This is a genomic window from Pseudomonas sp. HC1(2025) (assembly GCF_058742075.1).
On record NZ_CP196017.1, the window covers coordinates 754,922 to 774,072 of the forward strand.

The window sequence follows — 19,151 nt, forward strand, 5'->3', positions numbered from 1 at the left end:
CTTCTATATAGAACAACTGTCGGGCGCGACGCGTGTCGCGCCTGTGGACAACTTTTCAGGAGCCTTGCATGAGCCTTATCCAGCATTTGATCAACGGCGAACTGGTTAACGATAGCGGTCGTAGCGCCGACGTCTACAACCCATCTACTGGCCAGGTGATTCACCAGGTGCCATTGGCCAGCCGTGAAACCATTCAACAGGCGATCGACTCGGCCAAGGCGGCATTCCCGGCCTGGCGCAATACGCCACCGGCCAAGCGTGCCCAGGTGATGTTTCGTTTCAAGCAATTGCTGGAGCAGAACGAAGCCCGCATCTCGCAGTTGATCAGCGAAGAGCATGGCAAGACCCTGGAAGACGCCGCCGGTGAGTTGAAGCGCGGTATCGAAAACGTTGAGTACGCGTGCTCGGCGCCGGAAATCCTCAAGGGCGAGTACAGCCGTAACGTCGGCCCGAACATTGATGCCTGGTCCGACTTCCAGCCGCTGGGTGTGGTGGCGGGTATCACACCGTTCAACTTCCCGGCCATGGTGCCGCTGTGGATGTATCCACTGGCTATCGTCTGCGGTAACTGCTTCATCCTCAAGCCATCGGAGCGCGACCCAAGCTCGACGCTGTTGATTGCGCAGTTGCTGCAGGAAGCCGGTTTGCCCAAAGGCGTGTTGAGCGTGGTGCATGGTGACAAGGGCGCGGTGGATGCGCTGATCGAGGCGCCTGAGGTCAAGGCCTTGAGTTTTGTCGGTTCGACGCCGATTGCCGAGTACATCTATTCCGAAGCGACCAAGCGCGGCAAGCGTGTACAGGCGCTGGGCGGGGCGAAGAACCATGCGGTGCTGATGCCGGATGCGGACCTGGACAACGCGGTCAGTGCCTTGATGGGCGCAGCCTACGGTTCCTGCGGCGAGCGTTGCATGGCAATCTCGGTGGCGGTCTGTGTGGGTGACCAGGTGGCGGATGCATTGATCGCCAAGCTGGTACCGCAGATCAAGGCGCTGAAGATTGGTGCGGGTACTTCCTGTGGCCTGGACATGGGGCCGTTGGTTTCTGCGCAGGCGCGGGACAAGGTCAGCGGCTATATAGAAGACGGTGTGTCTTCGGGTGCTGAGCTGGTGGTCGATGGGCGTGGCTTGAGCGTTAGCGGTCATGAGGACGGCTTCTTCCTCGGTGGCTGCCTGTTTGATCGCGTGACGCCGCAGATGCGCATCTATAAGGAAGAGATCTTTGGCCCAGTGCTGTGCATCGTCCGGGTGAACAGCCTGGAAGCGGCGATGCAACTGATCAATGATCACGAATATGGCAACGGCACCTGCATCTTTACCCGTGACGGTGAGGCGGCGCGCCTGTTCTGTGACGAGATTGAAGTAGGCATGGTAGGGGTTAACGTGCCATTGCCAGTGCCGGTGGCTTATCACAGCTTCGGCGGCTGGAAGCGTTCGCTGTTTGGCGACTTGCACGCCTATGGGCCGGATGGGGTGCGTTTCTATACCCGTCGCAAGGCGATCACCCAGCGCTGGCCGCAGCGTGCCAGCCATGAGGCGTCGCAGTTCGCGTTCCCTAGTTTGTAAGGTTGGATGAGCGGAAGGCCGGCCCCTTGGGGCCGGCCTTCGCGTTTTCGGGGCTTTTTTGACCGATATGACAGAATTGTGAAAGTAACGGTTGACGGCGATTTATATCTGTCTATAATTCGCCCCACTTCCGGCGCAGTCGAAACGGAAAACTCCTTGGTAAACAAAGAGTTATGTAGTTTTCGGCAGCAGGTTGCTTCAGTGCATCGAAGCCAAAAGGAAGTTGAAAAAGAGGTGTTGACAGCAGCGTGTAACGCTGTAGAATTCGCCTCCCGCTGACGAGAGATCGAAAGCGCAAGTGGTTGAAGTTGTTGAGGAAAATCTCGAAACTTCTGAAAATAATCACTTGACAGCAAGTGAGGCTGCTGTAGAATGCGCGCCTCGGTTGAGACGAAAGATCTTAACCAACCGCTCTTTAACAACTGAATCAAGCAATTCGTGTGGGTGCTTGTGGAGTCAGACTGATAGTCAACAAGATTATCAGCATCACAAGTTACTCCGCGAGAAATCAAAGATGTAACCAACGATTGCTGAGCCAAGTTTAGGGTTTCTTAAAAACCCAAAGATGTTTGAACTGAAGAGTTTGATCATGGCTCAGATTGAACGCTGGCGGCAGGCCTAACACATGCAAGTCGAGCGGTAGAGAGAAGCTTGCTTCTCTTGAGAGCGGCGGACGGGTGAGTAATGCCTAGGAATCTGCCTGGTAGTGGGGGATAACGTTCGGAAACGGACGCTAATACCGCATACGTCCTACGGGAGAAAGCAGGGGACCTTCGGGCCTTGCGCTATCAGATGAGCCTAGGTCGGATTAGCTAGTTGGTGGGGTAATGGCTCACCAAGGCGACGATCCGTAACTGGTCTGAGAGGATGATCAGTCACACTGGAACTGAGACACGGTCCAGACTCCTACGGGAGGCAGCAGTGGGGAATATTGGACAATGGGCGAAAGCCTGATCCAGCCATGCCGCGTGTGTGAAGAAGGTCTTCGGATTGTAAAGCACTTTAAGTTGGGAGGAAGGGTTGTAGATTAATACTCTGCAATTTTGACGTTACCGACAGAATAAGCACCGGCTAACTCTGTGCCAGCAGCCGCGGTAATACAGAGGGTGCAAGCGTTAATCGGAATTACTGGGCGTAAAGCGCGCGTAGGTGGTTAGTTAAGTTGGATGTGAAATCCCCGGGCTCAACCTGGGAACTGCATTCAAAACTGACTGACTAGAGTATGGTAGAGGGTGGTGGAATTTCCTGTGTAGCGGTGAAATGCGTAGATATAGGAAGGAACACCAGTGGCGAAGGCGACCACCTGGACTGATACTGACACTGAGGTGCGAAAGCGTGGGGAGCAAACAGGATTAGATACCCTGGTAGTCCACGCCGTAAACGATGTCAACTAGCCGTTGGGAGCCTTGAGCTCTTAGTGGCGCAGCTAACGCATTAAGTTGACCGCCTGGGGAGTACGGCCGCAAGGTTAAAACTCAAATGAATTGACGGGGGCCCGCACAAGCGGTGGAGCATGTGGTTTAATTCGAAGCAACGCGAAGAACCTTACCAGGCCTTGACATCCAATGAACTTTCTAGAGATAGATTGGTGCCTTCGGGAACATTGAGACAGGTGCTGCATGGCTGTCGTCAGCTCGTGTCGTGAGATGTTGGGTTAAGTCCCGTAACGAGCGCAACCCTTGTCCTTAGTTACCAGCACGTAATGGTGGGCACTCTAAGGAGACTGCCGGTGACAAACCGGAGGAAGGTGGGGATGACGTCAAGTCATCATGGCCCTTACGGCCTGGGCTACACACGTGCTACAATGGTCGGTACAGAGGGTTGCCAAGCCGCGAGGTGGAGCTAATCCCACAAAACCGATCGTAGTCCGGATCGCAGTCTGCAACTCGACTGCGTGAAGTCGGAATCGCTAGTAATCGCGAATCAGAATGTCGCGGTGAATACGTTCCCGGGCCTTGTACACACCGCCCGTCACACCATGGGAGTGGGTTGCACCAGAAGTAGCTAGTCTAACCTTCGGGAGGACGGTTACCACGGTGTGATTCATGACTGGGGTGAAGTCGTAACAAGGTAGCCGTAGGGGAACCTGCGGCTGGATCACCTCCTTAATCGACGACATCAGCTGCTCCATAAGTTCCCACACGAATTGCTTGATTCATTGAAGAAGACGAAAAGAAGCAGCCCGAAATTGGGTCTGTAGCTCAGTTGGTTAGAGCGCACCCCTGATAAGGGTGAGGTCGGCAGTTCGAATCTGCCCAGACCCACCAATTTTGTGTGGGAAACGCCTGTAGAAATACGGGGCCATAGCTCAGCTGGGAGAGCGCCTGCCTTGCACGCAGGAGGTCAACGGTTCGATCCCGTTTGGCTCCACCACTACTGCTTCTGTTTGTATAAAGCTTAGAAATGAGCATTCCATCATTGTGATGGTGAATGTTGATTTCTAGTCTTTGACTAGTTCGTTCTTTAAAAATTTGGGTATGTGATAGAAAGATAGACTGAACGTTACTTTCACTGGTAACGGATCAGGCTAAGGTAAAATTTGTGAGTTACTCAAATTGAGTATTATCGAATTTTCGGCGAATGTCGTCTTCACAGTATAACCAGATTGCTTGGGGTTATATGGTCAAGTGAAGAAGCGCATACGGTGGATGCCTTGGCAGTCAGAGGCGATGAAAGACGTGGTAGCCTGCGAAAAGCTTCGGGGAGTCGGCAAACAGACTTTGATCCGGAGATGTCTGAATGGGGGAACCCAGCCATCATAAGATGGTTATCTTAAGCTGAATACATAGGCTTAAGAGGCGAACCAGGGGAACTGAAACATCTAAGTACCCTGAGGAAAAGAAATCAACCGAGATTCCCTTAGTAGTGGCGAGCGAACGGGGACTAGCCCTTAAGTGGCTTTGAGATTAGCGGAACGCTCTGGAAAGTGCGGCCATAGTGGGTGATAGCCCTGTACGCGAAAATCTCTTAGTCATGAAATCGAGTAGGACGGAGCACGAGAAACTTTGTCTGAATATGGGGGGACCATCCTCCAAGGCTAAATACTACTGACTGACCGATAGTGAACTAGTACCGTGAGGGAAAGGCGAAAAGAACCCCGGAGAGGGGAGTGAAATAGATCCTGAAACCGTATGCGTACAAGCAGTGGGAGCCCACTTTGTTGGGTGACTGCGTACCTTTTGTATAATGGGTCAGCGACTTATTTTCAGTGGCGAGCTTAACCGAATAGGGGAGGCGTAGCGAAAGCGAGTCTTAATAGGGCGTCTAGTCGCTGGGAATAGACCCGAAACCGGGCGATCTATCCATGGGCAGGTTGAAGGTTGGGTAACACTAACTGGAGGACCGAACCGACTACCGTTGAAAAGTTAGCGGATGACCTGTGGATCGGAGTGAAAGGCTAATCAAGCTCGGAGATAGCTGGTTCTCCTCGAAAGCTATTTAGGTAGCGCCTCATGTATCACTGTAGGGGGTAGAGCACTGTTTCGGCTAGGGGGTCATCCCGACTTACCAAACCGATGCAAACTCCGAATACCTACAAGTGCCGAGCATGGGAGACACACGGCGGGTGCTAACGTCCGTCGTGAAAAGGGAAACAACCCAGACCGTCAGCTAAGGTCCCAAAGTTATGGTTAAGTGGGAAACGATGTGGGAAGGCTTAGACAGCTAGGAGGTTGGCTTAGAAGCAGCCACCCTTTAAAGAAAGCGTAATAGCTCACTAGTCGAGTCGGCCTGCGCGGAAGATGTAACGGGGCTCAAACCATACACCGAAGCTACGGGTATCACCTTCGGGTGATGCGGTAGAGGAGCGTTCTGTAAGCCTGTGAAGGTGAGTTGAGAAGCTTGCTGGAGGTATCAGAAGTGCGAATGCTGACATGAGTAACGACAATGGGTGTGAAAAACACCCACGCCGAAAGACCAAGGTTTCCTGCGCAACGTTAATCGACGCAGGGTTAGTCGGTCCCTAAGGCGAGGCTGAAAAGCGTAGTCGATGGAAAACAGGTTAATATTCCTGTACTTCTGGTTATTGCGATGGAGGGACGGAGAAGGCTAGGCCAGCTTGGCGTTGGTTGTCCAAGTTTAAGGTGGTAGGCTGGAATCTTAGGTAAATCCGGGATTCTAAGGCCGAGAGCTGATGACGAGTTACCCTTTGGGTGACGAAGTGGTTGATGCCATGCTTCCAAGAAAAGCTTCTAAGCTTCAGGTAACCAGGAACCGTACCCCAAACCGACACAGGTGGTTGGGTAGAGAATACCAAGGCGCTTGAGAGAACTCGGGTGAAGGAACTAGGCAAAATGGCACCGTAACTTCGGGAGAAGGTGCGCCGGTGAGGGTGAAGGACTTGCTCCGTAAGCTCATGCCGGTCGAAGATACCAGGCCGCTGCGACTGTTTATTAAAAACACAGCACTCTGCAAACACGAAAGTGGACGTATAGGGTGTGACGCCTGCCCGGTGCCGGAAGGTTAATTGATGGGGTTAGCTAACGCGAAGCTCTTGATCGAAGCCCCGGTAAACGGCGGCCGTAACTATAACGGTCCTAAGGTAGCGAAATTCCTTGTCGGGTAAGTTCCGACCTGCACGAATGGCGTAACGATGGCGGCGCTGTCTCCACCCGAGACTCAGTGAAATTGAAATCGCTGTGAAGATGCAGTGTATCCGCGGCTAGACGGAAAGACCCCGTGAACCTTTACTATAGCTTTGCACTGGACTTTGAATTTGCTTGTGTAGGATAGGTGGGAGGCTTTGAAGCGTGGACGCCAGTTCGCGTGGAGCCAACCTTGAAATACCACCCTGGCAACTTTGAGGTTCTAACTCAGGTCCGTTATCCGGATCGAGGACAGTGTATGGTGGGTAGTTTGACTGGGGCGGTCTCCTCCTAAAGAGTAACGGAGGAGTACGAAGGTGCGCTCAGACCGGTCGGAAATCGGTCGTAGAGTATAAAGGCAAAAGCGCGCTTGACTGCGAGACAGACACGTCGAGCAGGTACGAAAGTAGGTCTTAGTGATCCGGTGGTTCTGTATGGAAGGGCCATCGCTCAACGGATAAAAGGTACTCCGGGGATAACAGGCTGATACCGCCCAAGAGTTCATATCGACGGCGGTGTTTGGCACCTCGATGTCGGCTCATCACATCCTGGGGCTGAAGCCGGTCCCAAGGGTATGGCTGTTCGCCATTTAAAGTGGTACGCGAGCTGGGTTTAGAACGTCGTGAGACAGTTCGGTCCCTATCTGCCGTGGACGTTTGAGATTTGAGAGGGGCTGCTCCTAGTACGAGAGGACCGGAGTGGACGAACCTCTGGTGTTCCGGTTGTCACGCCAGTGGCATTGCCGGGTAGCTATGTTCGGAATAGATAACCGCTGAAAGCATCTAAGCGGGAAACTAGCCTCAAGATGAGATCTCACTGGAACCTTGAGTTCCCTGAAGGGCCGTCGAAGACTACGACGTTGATAGGTTGGGTGTGTAAGCGCTGTGAGGCGTTGAGCTAACCAATACTAATTGCCCGTGAGGCTTGACCATATAACACCCAAGCAATTTGTTTCTCGAAAGAGCATCAGATTGCGGTGTGTGAAGACGAAATGAACCGAAAGTTCGAATCTCACAAAACACCGAAAGCTGTCACATACCCAATTTGCTGAAGCGAGGCACTTGCCGCGACTCAGTACCCGAATTTCTTGACGACCATAGAGCATTGGAACCACCTGATCCCATCCCGAACTCAGCAGTGAAACGATGCATCGCCGATGGTAGTGTGGGGTTTCCCCATGTGAGAGTAGGTCATCGTCAAGATTAAATTCCGAAACCCCAATTGCGAAAGCAGTTGGGGTTTTGTTTTGGGCGGTCGAAAAGGCGCTGAGGCGATTTGGCACGTCGTCCAACTCTGTCCATAACGCCCTTCAATGCTAAAGTCCCACCCTCGATTTTGCTTTTCCCAAGGAAGCCGTTATGCCGGATGCAACGTCCCTCAGCGCTGGATTCATGGTCGTCCACGGCAATCGCCTGGATGAACTGCGCAGCCTGGTTGTCAGTTGGATGCGTCGATATCCGCTGGCTCCCCTGGAAAACGAAATCGCCCTGGTACAAAGCAACGGCATCGCGCAATGGCTCAAGCTGGCTCTTGCCGAAGACCCGGAAGAAGACGACATGGGTGGTTGCGGCATCGCCGCTGCAATCGACGTGCAACTGCCCGGCAGCTTTATGTGGCAGCTCTATCGCATGGTTTTGGGCCGTGACGAAATCCCGGTCAAATCCCTGCTGGATAAAGCCCCACTGACCTGGCGCCTTATGCGCCTGTTGCCCGAGTTGATCGACCAGCCGCACTTCGAGCCCCTGCAACGTTTCCTCACCCACGACACCGACCTGCGTAAACGCTACCAACTGGCGGAACGCCTGGCCGACCTGTTCGACCAATACCAGGTCTACCGTGCGGACTGGCTGGAAGACTGGGCCGCTGGTCGCCACCAACTGCGCAATGGCCGAGGCGAAGCCAAGCCCCTGAGCCCGGCCAACTGCTGGCAGGCCGAGTTATGGCGGGCGTTGCTGCTGGACGTTGGCGAGCAAGGCATGGCGCAGAGCCGTGCCGGGGTCCACCAGCGTTTTATCGAACGCATCAACAACCTAGATGCCGCCCCGCAAGGCCTGCCGTCGCGAGTCATCGTGTTTGGCATATCCTCCCTGCCAGCCCAGGCCCTTGAAGCATTGGCCGGCCTGGCCCGTTTCAGCCAGGTGTTGCTCTGCGTACACAACCCTTGCCGTCACCATTGGTCCGACATCGTTGCCGACAAAGACCTACTGCGAAACGAATACAAACGCCAGGCGCGCAAGACCGGGATGCCCGTCACCATCGACCCGCAAACCTTGCACCAGCATGCCCACCCCTTGCTGGCCGCCTGGGGCAAGCAAGGTCGCGACTACATCAACCTGCTGGACAGCTACGACGACCCCAACAGCTACCGTTCGGCCTTCCGTGACGGGCGCATCGACCTGTTCAGCGACAGCGAACCGACCACCATCCTCAACCAGTTACAGGACGATATCCTCGAACTGCGCCCGCTCCCCGAAACCCGTGAGCGCTGGCCTGCCGTTAATCTGCAGCATGACACTTCGATCCGCTTCCACATCGCCCACAGCGCCCAGCGCGAAGTGGAAATCCTCCACGACCAACTGCTCCAGCGCTTCAGCGCGGACCCGACGTTGCGCCCCCGCGACGTTATCGTCATGGTCCCTGACGTTGACAGCTATGCACCGCATATACGCGCGGTGTTCGGCCAGTTGGACAAGAAAGACACACGCTTCATCCCCTTCACCCTGACGGACCAGGGCCAACGGGGCCGCGACCCGCTGTTGATCGCCGTCGAGCACCTGCTGAAACTCCCGGACAGCCGTTTCCCGGTCAGCGAAATCCTTGATTTGCTGGACGTCCCCGCCTTGCGCGAACGTTTCGCGATCCAGGAGCGCGACCTGCCCACCCTGCACCGGTGGATCGAAGGCGCGGGCATCCGCTGGGGGCTCGATGCCGAACAACGCGCCGGCCTGGGCTTGCCCAGTGCGCTGGAGCAGAACAGCTGGCGTTTCGGCCTGCGCCGTATGCTGCTGGGCTACGCCGTCGGCAGTGGGGCTGCCTGCGATGGCATTGAGCCCTATGACGAAATCGGCGGCCTCGACGCGGCGCTGATCGGCCCACTGGTCGCCTTGCTTGACGCATTGCACGCTGCACATCAAGCGCTGTCGCAACCCGCGACCCCGCACGCTTGGGGCGCACGCCTGCAAGACCTGATGCAACGCTTCTTCCTGGCCAGCAATGAACACGACGACTATCTGCTGGGCCAACTCGAGCAACTGCGGGAAGACTGGCTGGAAACCTGCGAGTCCGTCGGCCTGTGCGATGAATTACCGCTGACTGTCGTCCGTGAGGCCTGGCTTGCCGGCCTCGACCAGGGTCGCCTGTCCCAGCGCTTTCTCGCCGGCGCCGTGAATTTCTGCACCCTGATGCCGATGCGCGCCATCCCCTTCAAGCTGGTGTGCCTGCTGGGCATGAACGACGGCGACTATCCGCGTGCGCAACCGCCGCTGGATTTCGACCTGATGGGCAGCGACTACCGCCCCGGCGACCGCTCCCGGCGTGAAGACGACCGGTACCTGCTGCTCGAAGCCCTGCTTTCCGCACGCGACCAGCTCTACATCAGTTGGGTCGGCCGCAGCATCCGCGATAACAGCGAGCGCCCGGCGTCCGTGCTGATCGGTCAACTGCGCGATCACCTCGCCAGCGGCTGGCAGCACGCCCAGGAGCAACCACTGCTGGAGGCGATGACCCAAGAGCATCCGTTGCAACCCTTCAGTGCGCGTTACTTCCACGAGGGTGACCCTCTGTTCAGCTACGCCCGCGAATGGCAGCTACTGCACGAAGCCCAGGACGAAGTCCGCGAAACAGCGCGCCTGGCAGCCTACATCCAGGAAGAGCCCTTGAGCCTGGGCCAGTTGCAGGACTTCTTGCGCAACCCTGTCAGGCATTTCTTCAGCCAGCGCCTGAAAGTGTTTTTCGAAGCTGCCGAAGTGCCCCTGGCCGATGAAGAACCCTTCGTCCTCGACGCCCTGCAGCGCTACACCTTGAGCGACAGCCTGCTCGCCGCCGCGCTGACCGACCCGGATCATCTGGAGCAAGCCCTGGAGGCACAGGCACAACGTCTTCAAGGTAGTGGCCTGTTGCCCATGGTCGGTTTCGGCGAGTGCCTGCGCAACGAGCTGATTGAACCCTTGCCCGACTTGCTGCAACGCTACCAGCAACTCCTGACCCTCTGGCCCACGCCACACAACACCGCAGAGCCCGTCAGCTTCGCGCACCAGGGGATTGCGCTCGACGGCTGGATCAGCGGTTTGCACCGGCGCAGTGATGGCGGCTTGCTCAGCGTGACCACCATCCCCAACAGCATCGGCTCGATCAAGACCCGCAAGTGGCATCGCCTGATCCGCCCATGGGTCAATCACCTGGTGGCCTGTGCCTGCGGCTTGCCGTTGAGCACAGGGTTGGTGGCGAGTGATGACACACTCTTGCTGGCACCCCTGGAGCAAAACCTTGCCCAGGATGTGCTCGGTAATCTGCTATTGGCCTGGCAGGCCGGCATGAGTGAGCCGCTGCCGGTCGCGGTCAAGACGGCGTTTGCCTGGCTCGGCCAGACTGATCCGGATAAAGCCCAGGCCGCCGCCCTTAAAGCCTACGAAGGCGATGGCATCACCAGCGACGGCGAGCGCCGTGAAAGCCCGGCCCTCACCCGGCAGTTCCCCGACTACGCGGCCCTGGTCGCCAGCGAAGATTTCGAAGGCTGGGCTGAAACCCTGTATCGCCCCTTGATAACCGCACCCTGGCGATCACTGACCAGCGAGGAGGCCCGTCCATGAGTGCCATCAAACCCCTGGCCCTGGCCTTCCCCCTGCGTGGCAGCCAACTGATCGAAGCCAGCGCCGGCACCGGCAAGACCTTCACCATCTCCGCGCTGTACCTGCGCCTGGTACTGGGCCACGGCGGCGACGAGGCGGGTTTTGGTCGCGAATTGCTGCCGCCGCAGATCCTCGTAGTGACCTTCACCGATGCTGCCACCAAAGAGCTGCGCGAACGCATCCGCACCCGCCTGGCCCAAGCGGCGCGCTTTTTTCGTGACGAAATCGAGCAGCCCGACGCCTTGATCGCCGAGCTGCGCGCTCAGTACAGCGCCGAGCAATGGCCTGGCTGCGCCAACCGCCTGGATATCGCCGCGCAATGGATGGACGAGGCCGCCGTCTCGACCATCCACAGTTGGTGCCAGCGCATGCTGCGCGAACACGCGTTCGACAGTGGCAGCCTGTTTACCCAGACCCTGGAAACCGACCACAGCGATTTGCTCGGCGAAGTGTTGCGCGACTACTGGCGCCTGTTCTGCTACCCGATGCACGGCGATGCGCTGAACTGGGTCCGCAGCAACTGGGGCGGCCCTGCGGCGCTGATGCCCCGAGTGCGTGCGCTGTTTGGCAGCGAGCGCCCCGCTGACGATCCGCGCGAGCCCGCCGAACTGATCGAGACCTGCCTGCACGAACGCCGCGAAGCCCTGGTGGCGCTCAAGGCTCCTTGGCAGGAATGGGCCGCCGAGTTGCGCGAAATCTGCCTGCAAGCCGTCGCCGCCAAGGCGGTGGACGGGCGCAAGATGCAGGCCCGTTATTTCGAGCCCTGGTTCGAGAAAATCAGCGCCTGGGCTGCCGACGAAACCCTGGAGCAACTGGATATCGGCACCGGCTTCACGCGCCTGACCCCCGATGGCATGGCTGAAGCCTGGAAGGGCGATGCACCCCATCACCCCGGCCTGGATGCCATGGCGGGCCTCAAAGCCAGCCTCGACGCCTTGCCCACGCCCGACGCGGCGGTGCTGCAACACGCGGCCGCCTGGGTCGGTAAACGTTTTGAGGAAGAGAAGCGCCGGCGCGCCGAGATGGGTTTTGACGACATGCTCATCCGCCTGGACGCCGCCCTGCAAGCCGAGGGGGGCGAGCGCCTGGCCAGTGTGATCCGCGAGCAATTCCCGGTGGCCCTGATCGACGAATTCCAGGACACCGACCCGGTGCAGTACCGGATCTTCGAAAGCATCTACCGCATCGAAGACAACAACCCGCACAGCGGCCTGTTCCTGATCGGCGACCCCAAGCAGGCGATCTACGCGTTTCGCGGCGCCGATATCTACACCTACTTGCGCGCCCGCCGGGCCACCGCCGGGCGCTTGCATACCCTGGGCACCAACTTTCGCTCCAGCCATGCCATGGTCGAGGCGGTCAACCATGTGTTCGAGCGTGCGGAAACCGGGCGTGGGGCGTTTCTGTTTCGTACGCCCGACGGCGACAACCCGGTGCCTTTCCTACCGGTCTCGTCCCAGGGCCGCAAAGAGCAGTTGCAGGTCGATGGCCATACACTGCCGGCCTTGAATATCTGGCACCTGGCCACTGACCAGCCGATCTCCAATGTGCTGTATCGCCAGCAATTGGCCGGCGCGTGCGCCAGCCAGATTGTCGCGTTGCTCAATGGTGGCCAGCAGGGCACGGCGGGGTTTATCAAGGGGACGGACTTTACCCCCGTGCAACCGTCGAACATCGCCATCCTTGTGCGTGACGGCAAGGAAGCCCAGGCCGTACGCGGCGAACTGGCCGCGCGCGGTGTGCGCAGTGTGTACCTGTCCGATAAGGATTCGGTGTTCGCATCCCAGGAAGCCCACGACCTGCTCGCCTGGCTCAAGGCCTGCGCCGAACCGGATGTCGAGCGCCCGCTACGCGCGGCCCTGGCCTGCGTCACCCTTAACTTGTCGCTGCCCCAGCTGGAGCAACTGAACCAGGACGAACTGGCCTGGGAGCAGCGCGTCATGCAGTTTCGCGACTACCGCGTGATCTGGCGCACCCAGGGCGTGTTGCCGATGCTGCGGCGCCTGCTGCATGACTTCAAATTGCCGCAAACCCTGATCGCCCGCAGCGATGGCGAACGGGTGCTGACCAACCTGCTGCACCTGTGCGAATTGCTGCAACAGGCCGCTGCAGAACTGGACGGCGAACAAGCGCTGATCCGCCATCTTGCAGAGCACCTGGCGCTCTCGGGCCAGGCCGGCGAAGAGCAGATCCTGCGCCTGGAAAGCGATGAGCAACTGGTCAAGGTGGTGACCATCCACAAGTCCAAGGGCCTGGAATACGACCTGGTTTTCCTGCCGTTTATCTGCTCGGCCAAGCCGGTCGACGGCAGCCGCCTGCCGTTGCATTACCACGATGCCAAAGGCAAGTCCCAGGTCAGCCTCAAACCCACCGCCGAACTGATCGCCCAGGCCGATGACGAGCGCCTGGCCGAAGACCTGCGTCTGTTCTACGTGGCGCTGACCCGGGCCAAACATGCCTGTTGGCTCGGCGTGGCCGACCTCAAGCGCGGCAATCACAACAGTTCGGTGCTGCACCTGTCAGCCCTGGGCTATCTGCTGGGTGGCGGCGCGGCCCTGGGTGAGTCCGCAGCCCTGGCCCGCTGGCTGATGGATGTGCAGGACGGCTGCGCGGCAATTGCCTACGGGCAAATGCCCCAAGCCGACAGCAACACTTACCAGCCACCGCGCAATGACGCGACCTTGCTCGCGCCGCTCCTGCCCAAGCGCAAGGCGGCGGAAAACTGGTGGATTGCTTCCTACAGCGCCCTGCGCATCGGCGAAAGCATGAGCGCCGCCAGCCTGGAAGCCCCGGAAAGCCCACAAGCCCAAAAGCTGTTCGACGACGAACGCCTGGACCCGGATGCACCGCGCGAAGTCGCCGCGTCTGGCGGGGATATTCACCGTTTCCCACGGGGCCCCAACCCCGGGACCTTTCTCCACGGCCTGTTGGAGTGGGCCGGCAACGAAGGCTTCAACGTAACCGGCGAAGCCATCGAAGATGCCGTCGCCCGGCGCTGCAACCGACGCGGCTGGGAAGGCTGGATCGGCACCCTCAGCGGCTGGCTCGGGCACCTGTTGCAAGTGCCGCTGGGCCTGGGCCATGGGCAGGCAGCGATGAGCCTGAGCGACCTGCAGCACTACCAGATCGAAATGGAGTTCTGGTTCGCCAGCCACAAAGTCGATGTGCTTGCCCTCGACCAACTGGTCTGCCAGTACACCCATGACGGCGTGTCGCGGGTCGCCGCCGAGCCGGTATTGCTCAACGGCATGTTCAAGGGCTTTATCGACCTGACCTTCGAGCACGACGGCCGCTACTACGTGGCGGACTACAAATCCAACTGGCTCGGTGCCGACGACGCGGCCTACACCCGCGAGGCCATGGAACAGTCGATTCTCGACCATCGTTATGACCTGCAATACGTCCTCTACCTGCTGGCCCTGCATCGCCAGCTCAAGGCGCGGCTGCCCGATTACGATTACGACCGGCATGTGGGCGGCGCACTCTACCTGTTCCTGCGCGGTAGCCAAGCCGCGAGCCAGGGCGCGTACTTCACCCGGCCCCCACGGGAGCTGATCGAACGCCTGGACTTGCTGTTCCAGGGCAAGCCGCAACCGCCCAAGGTCGAACCGGCCTGGGAACAAGGAGTCCTGCTATGAGCCTCTCGACAATGCCGCTGGAGGCACTGGCACCGCTGGATCGCGCTGACGACCTGATGCACCTGCTGGAGCGCTGGGTCGAGCGCGGCTGGCTGCGGGCGCTGGACAAGGCGTTCGTCGGCTTTCTCCACGAGCTCGACCCACAGGCCGACCCCCTGGTGCTGCTGGCTGCCGCCCTGACCAGTCACCAACTGGGCCACGGCCATGTGTGCCTGGATTTGTTCGAGACCCTGAATGCCCCGGATTTCGCCCTGTCCTTGCCCCCTGAAGGTGATCTTTCCAGTGGCGTGATGCTGCCCTCGCAACTGCTCGATGGCCTGGACGGTGCCCATTGGTGCCAGGCCCTGGCCGCAAGCCCGCTGGTGGCACTGGCCGTGGATGGCAGTGTGGCGGCGCAGAGCCGGCCTTTGGTGTTGTCGGGCAAGCGCCTGTACCTGCGGCGTTACTGGACCTATGAGCGGCGCATCGACAGCGCCCTGCGCCAGCGTCTTGCCGCGCAGGAAGCGGTCTCGGCGGACCTGCCCCAGCGCTTGAATGGCCTGTTCCAGCAGCCGCCACCGGATGGCGTGGTCGACTGGCAGAAACTCGCCTGTGCCCTGGCCACGCGTGGCGCGTTCAGCATCGTCACCGGCGGCCCCGGCACCGGCAAGACCACCACCGTGGTGCGTTTGTTGGCCTTGCTGCAAGCGCCCGCGGTGGAGCAGGGCACGGCCCTGCGCATCCGCCTGGCGGCACCTACCGGCAAGGCGGCGGCGCGCTTGACCGAGTCCATCAGCCAGCAAGTACGCTCGCTGCAAGTGCCAGAGGCCGTGCGCGAAAAAATCCCCACCGAGGTCACCACCGTGCACCGCTTGTTGGGCAGCCGCCCCGGCACTCGGCATTTTCGCCATCACGCGGGCAACTTGTTGCCGCTGGATGTGCTGGTGGTCGATGAAGCCTCGATGATCGACCTGGAAATGATGGCCAACCTGCTAGATGCCTTGCCACCCCATGCGCGCCTGGTACTGCTGGGGGACAAGGACCAATTGGCCTCGGTGGAGGCCGGCGCGGTACTCGGCGATTTGTGCCGCGATGCCGAGGCGGGCTGGTACAGCCCCGGCACTCGCCAATGGCTGGAAAGTGTCAGCGGCGAGAGCCTGGCGGGCAGCGGCTTGCAGGAAGACCTCGATGCCAGCCATCCGCTGGCGCAACAAGTGGTGATGCTGCGCTATTCCCGGCGTTTCGGCGAAGGCAGTGGCATCGGCCAACTGGCGCGTTGGGTCAACCAGCAAAACCCCGAACAGGCCCGGCTACTGCTGGATGCCGGCAGCCACGACCTGTCTTGCCTGCGCCTCAAGGGCGAGCATGATCGCGCCCTGGAGCGCCTGGTGCTGGATGGGCAGGGCGGTGATGCCCAGGGCTATCGCTACTACCTGAACCTGCTGCGCACCGCGCGCCCGGCAGCCCAGACACCCCGCGACGACCCGTGCTGGACCGACTGGGCACGCCAGTTGTTGCAAGCCTTCGATGCCTTCCAATTGCTCTGCGCGGTGCGCAAGGGCCCCTGGGGCGTCGAAGGCCTCAACCAACGCATCACCGCCGCGCTGCTCAAGGCCCGGCTGATCGACAGCGACCAGCAATGGTACGAAGGCCGCCCGGTCCTGATGACCCGCAACGACTACGGCCTGGGCTTGATGAACGGTGACATCGGTATCGCCTTGAAGCTGCCCGAAAGCGACGGCGGGCCGCAGGTGCTGCGTGTGGCCTTCCCGCGCAACGACGGCCAGGGCGGGGTGCGCTTTGTACTGCCCAGCCGCCTCAATGATGTGGAAACCGTCTATGCCATGACCGTGCACAAGTCCCAGGGCTCGGAGTTCGCCCACACTGCCTTGATCCTGCCGGATGCGCTGAACCCGGTACTGACCAAGGAGCTGATTTACACCGGCATCACCCGTGCCAAGGACCGCTTCAGCTTGATCGAGACCCGTGGCGCAGTATTCGAGGAAGCGGTGCGGCGCAAAGTGAAACGGTTGAGCGGGCTGATGTTGGAGTTGGGTGTGTGATGCGTAGGAAAAACCTGACTGATATGTCGGTTTTTTCGTAATAAATGGCGGGATCTACCTAGGCCCCGTCTCGATGGGGTTTCCGCCAATATGCTATCGTTGCGGCATCATCCCGAGAAGATCATAGAGAATCGCTGCATGAACGTGGCTGTCTCGCCCGCAGAGCGTAGTTGGAGCTGGAGACGATTGCTGCTATCGGCCGTTCTGTGCCTCGTCACGCCTCTGGCTTTTGCCCAGGCGTCCACTGTCAGTGCGGCCGACCAGCGGGCCCAGGCCGTCACGCAGGTGGTACTGGGGATTCTCAGCTACGCCCGCTGGCCGGTGGAACCCACCCAACTGCGCTTGTGCATCGTGGGCCCGACCCAATACACCGATGACCTGGTCAAGGGCACAACCCAGGCCACAGGCCGGCCGGTGGTGGTCCAGCGCCTGCTGGCGGACAACCCCAATATAGTCAATGCCTGCGACGCGCTGTATATCGGCAAGCTCTCCACTGAAGAACGCAGCCACTTGTTCACCGCCTTGATCGGCCGCCCGGTGCTGAGCATCAGCGAAGGTGGCGACCAATGCACCGTGGGCAGTCTGTTCTGCCTGCGGGTGGGCGATGAGCAGGTGTCGTTCGAGGTCAACCTCGACTCCGTGGCCCGCAGCGGCGTGCGCATTCATCCCAGCGTGTTGCAATTGTCCCGCCGGCGAGCGCCGGAGCCATGAGGCTGCGTAACGCCACAAGCCGCCCCACTTTACGTTCGGTCTTAGGTCGCGGGCACCTGAGTGTGGCGCTGTTGGCGGTCGCCATGGCCAGCGTGTCCCTGACCCTGCTGGGCGTGCTGGCCCTGCGGGTATATGCCGACCACAACCTGCACCTGATCGCCCGCTCGATCAATTACACCGTGGAAGCCGCGGTGGTGTTCAACGACCGCGTGGCGGCCACCGAAGCCCTGGCGTTGATTGCCTCCACGGAAGAGGTGGCCGAAGCCCGGGTGCTGGACCTTAATGGCAAAACCCTGGCCCATTGGGTGCGCCCGGAGACCGGGATGTTGTCCAGGGTCGAGCTGGAGCTGGCCCATACGTTGCTGGAAGAGGCCATCAGCCAGCCGATCCTGCACCAAGGCAAGCAGATTGGCACCGTTGAGTTGAGCGGTCACGGCGGTAGCCTGTTGCGCTTTTTGCTCAGCGGCCTGGCGGGGATCATTATCTGCACCGCCTTGAGTGGCTGGGTCGCGATTTACCTGGCGCGGCGCATGCTGCGTGGCATCACCGGCCCATTGCACAGCCTGGCCGACGTCGCCCACGCCGCGCGCAGCGAGCGGGCCTTCGACCGCCGCGTGCCGCCGGCACAGATCGCCGAACTCGACAGCCTGGGCAATGACTTCAATGCCCTGCTCGACGAGCTCGAAGCCTGGCAAACCCACCTGCAAAGCGAAAACGAAACCCTCGCCCACCAGGCCAGCCATGACAGCCTGACCGGGCTGCCCAACCGCGCCTTCTTCGAGGGCCGCCTGATCCGGGCCTTGCGCAGTGCGGCCAAGCTCAACGAACGGGTGGCGGTGCTGTTTCTCGACAGCGACCGCTTCAAAGACATCAACGACAACTTCGGGCATGCCGCCGGTGACGCGGTACTGGTGGCTGTCGCCGCGCGCGTACGGGCGCAACTGCGCGAGAGCGACCTGGTGGCGCGCCTGGGCGGCGATGAGTTCGCCATCCTGCTCTCGCCCCTGCACAAGCTTGAAGATGCCCAGCGCATCGCCGACAAAATCATCGCCAGCATGGACCAGCCCATCCCGCTGCCGGGCAACACCGAAGTGTTGACCTCACTCAGTATCGGTATCGCGGTTTATCCCGATCATGGCGCCACTCCCGGCGCCCTGCTCAATGCCGCCGATGCGGCGATGTACCAGGCCAAACGCCTTTCCCAGGGCGGCCAGCACACGGCGGAGTCGGAGCACCCCGCTGCCAACGTTCAACACAGGAGTTGATCCCTTGTTTGCTAACACACGTGTTCTCTTTATCACCTTGTTTATCGCACTGCTGGCGCTGAGCGGCTGCCAGACCGCTCCGCCCAAGGGCCTGACACCGGCGCAAGTGGCGGTGCTCAAACAACAAGGCTTCGAACTGACCGACGAAGGCTGGGCGTTTGGCCTGTCGGGCAAAGTGCTGTTTGGCAGCGACGTCGAAAAGCTCAACAAACCCAGCACCGAGATCGTCGAACGCATCGGCAAGGCCCTCACCGGCGTGGGCATCGAACGCGTACGCGTAGACGGCCACACCGACGCTTCGGGCAAGGAAGCCTACAACCAGCAACTGTCCCTGCGCCGGGCGAAAAGCGTGGGCAAGGTCTTGGTGGACGTGGGTATGAAGGAGGAAAACGTGCAACTGCGTGGCCTGGGCAGCAGCGAGCCGGTGGCCTCCAACAGCACTGCCGCGGGCCGTACCGAGAACCGCCGGGTATCGATTGTAGTGATCGCCGACTAAGCCGACA

General features: G+C 59.9%; 7 protein-coding genes, 2 tRNA genes and 3 rRNA genes. All 12 read left to right on the forward strand.

The annotated features are described in order from the left end of the window. The first annotated feature begins 68 nt into the window (after positions 1 to 68). The 12 genes from ACSSVH_RS03195 (at position 69) to yfiB (ending at position 19,144) form a co-directional block, all read left to right on the forward strand. Positions 69 to 1,562 (forward strand): CoA-acylating methylmalonate-semialdehyde dehydrogenase, encoded by a 1,494-nt coding sequence (locus tag ACSSVH_RS03195; protein ID WP_170042556.1) that lies wholly within the window; start codon positions 69 to 71, stop codon positions 1,560 to 1,562. 571 nt (positions 1,563 to 2,133) lie between these two features. Then, a 16S ribosomal RNA gene (locus ACSSVH_RS03200) occupies positions 2,134 to 3,670 on the forward strand. An 82-nt stretch (positions 3,671 to 3,752) separates the two neighbouring features. Beyond that, positions 3,753 to 3,829 (forward strand) — tRNA-Ile (locus ACSSVH_RS03205). A gap of 30 nt (positions 3,830 to 3,859) precedes the next feature. Next, positions 3,860 to 3,935, forward strand: a tRNA-Ala gene (locus ACSSVH_RS03210). Between the two features lie 248 nt (positions 3,936 to 4,183). Next, a 23S ribosomal RNA gene (locus tag ACSSVH_RS03215) occupies positions 4,184 to 7,077 on the forward strand. A 154-nt stretch (positions 7,078 to 7,231) separates the two neighbouring features. Then, a 5S ribosomal RNA gene (gene rrf, locus ACSSVH_RS03220) occupies positions 7,232 to 7,347 on the forward strand. Together the 16S, 23S and 5S rRNA genes with 2 tRNA genes alongside form the textbook arrangement of a ribosomal RNA operon. Before the next feature lie 156 nt (positions 7,348 to 7,503). Then, positions 7,504 to 10,953: an exodeoxyribonuclease V subunit gamma gene (gene recC, locus ACSSVH_RS03225; RefSeq protein ID WP_432755003.1), complete on the forward strand. Its 3,450-nt coding sequence runs from the start codon at positions 7,504 to 7,506 to the stop codon at positions 10,951 to 10,953. Next, positions 10,950 to 14,630: an exodeoxyribonuclease V subunit beta gene (gene recB / locus ACSSVH_RS03230; RefSeq protein ID WP_492634070.1), complete on the forward strand. Its 3,681-nt coding sequence runs from the start codon at positions 10,950 to 10,952 to the stop codon at positions 14,628 to 14,630. The genes recC and recB overlap by 4 nt, the downstream gene beginning before the upstream one ends. After that, positions 14,627 to 16,672 carry an exodeoxyribonuclease V subunit alpha gene (recD, locus tag ACSSVH_RS03235; RefSeq protein ID WP_492634071.1) on the forward strand — a complete coding sequence of 682 codons (2,046 nt, stop codon included), beginning with the start codon at positions 14,627 to 14,629 and terminating at the stop codon, positions 16,670 to 16,672. The genes recB and recD overlap by 4 nt, the downstream gene beginning before the upstream one ends. Before the next feature lie 138 nt (positions 16,673 to 16,810). Further along, complete coding sequence (gene yfiR / locus ACSSVH_RS03240; RefSeq protein ID WP_169955144.1) at positions 16,811 to 17,383, forward strand: regulatory sequestration protein YfiR; 573 nt, start codon at positions 16,811 to 16,813, stop codon at positions 17,381 to 17,383. Beyond that, on the forward strand, positions 17,380 to 18,648 hold the full coding sequence (gene dgcN, locus ACSSVH_RS03245; RefSeq protein WP_169955143.1) for a diguanylate cyclase DgcN/YfiN: 1,269 nt from the start codon (positions 17,380 to 17,382) through the stop codon (positions 18,646 to 18,648). The genes yfiR and dgcN overlap by 4 nt, the downstream gene beginning before the upstream one ends. A gap of 4 nt (positions 18,649 to 18,652) precedes the next feature. Then, positions 18,653 to 19,144: an outer membrane lipoprotein YfiB gene (yfiB, locus tag ACSSVH_RS03250; protein WP_169955142.1), complete on the forward strand. Its 492-nt coding sequence runs from the start codon at positions 18,653 to 18,655 to the stop codon at positions 19,142 to 19,144. Positions 19,145 to 19,151: the final 7 nt, after the last annotated feature.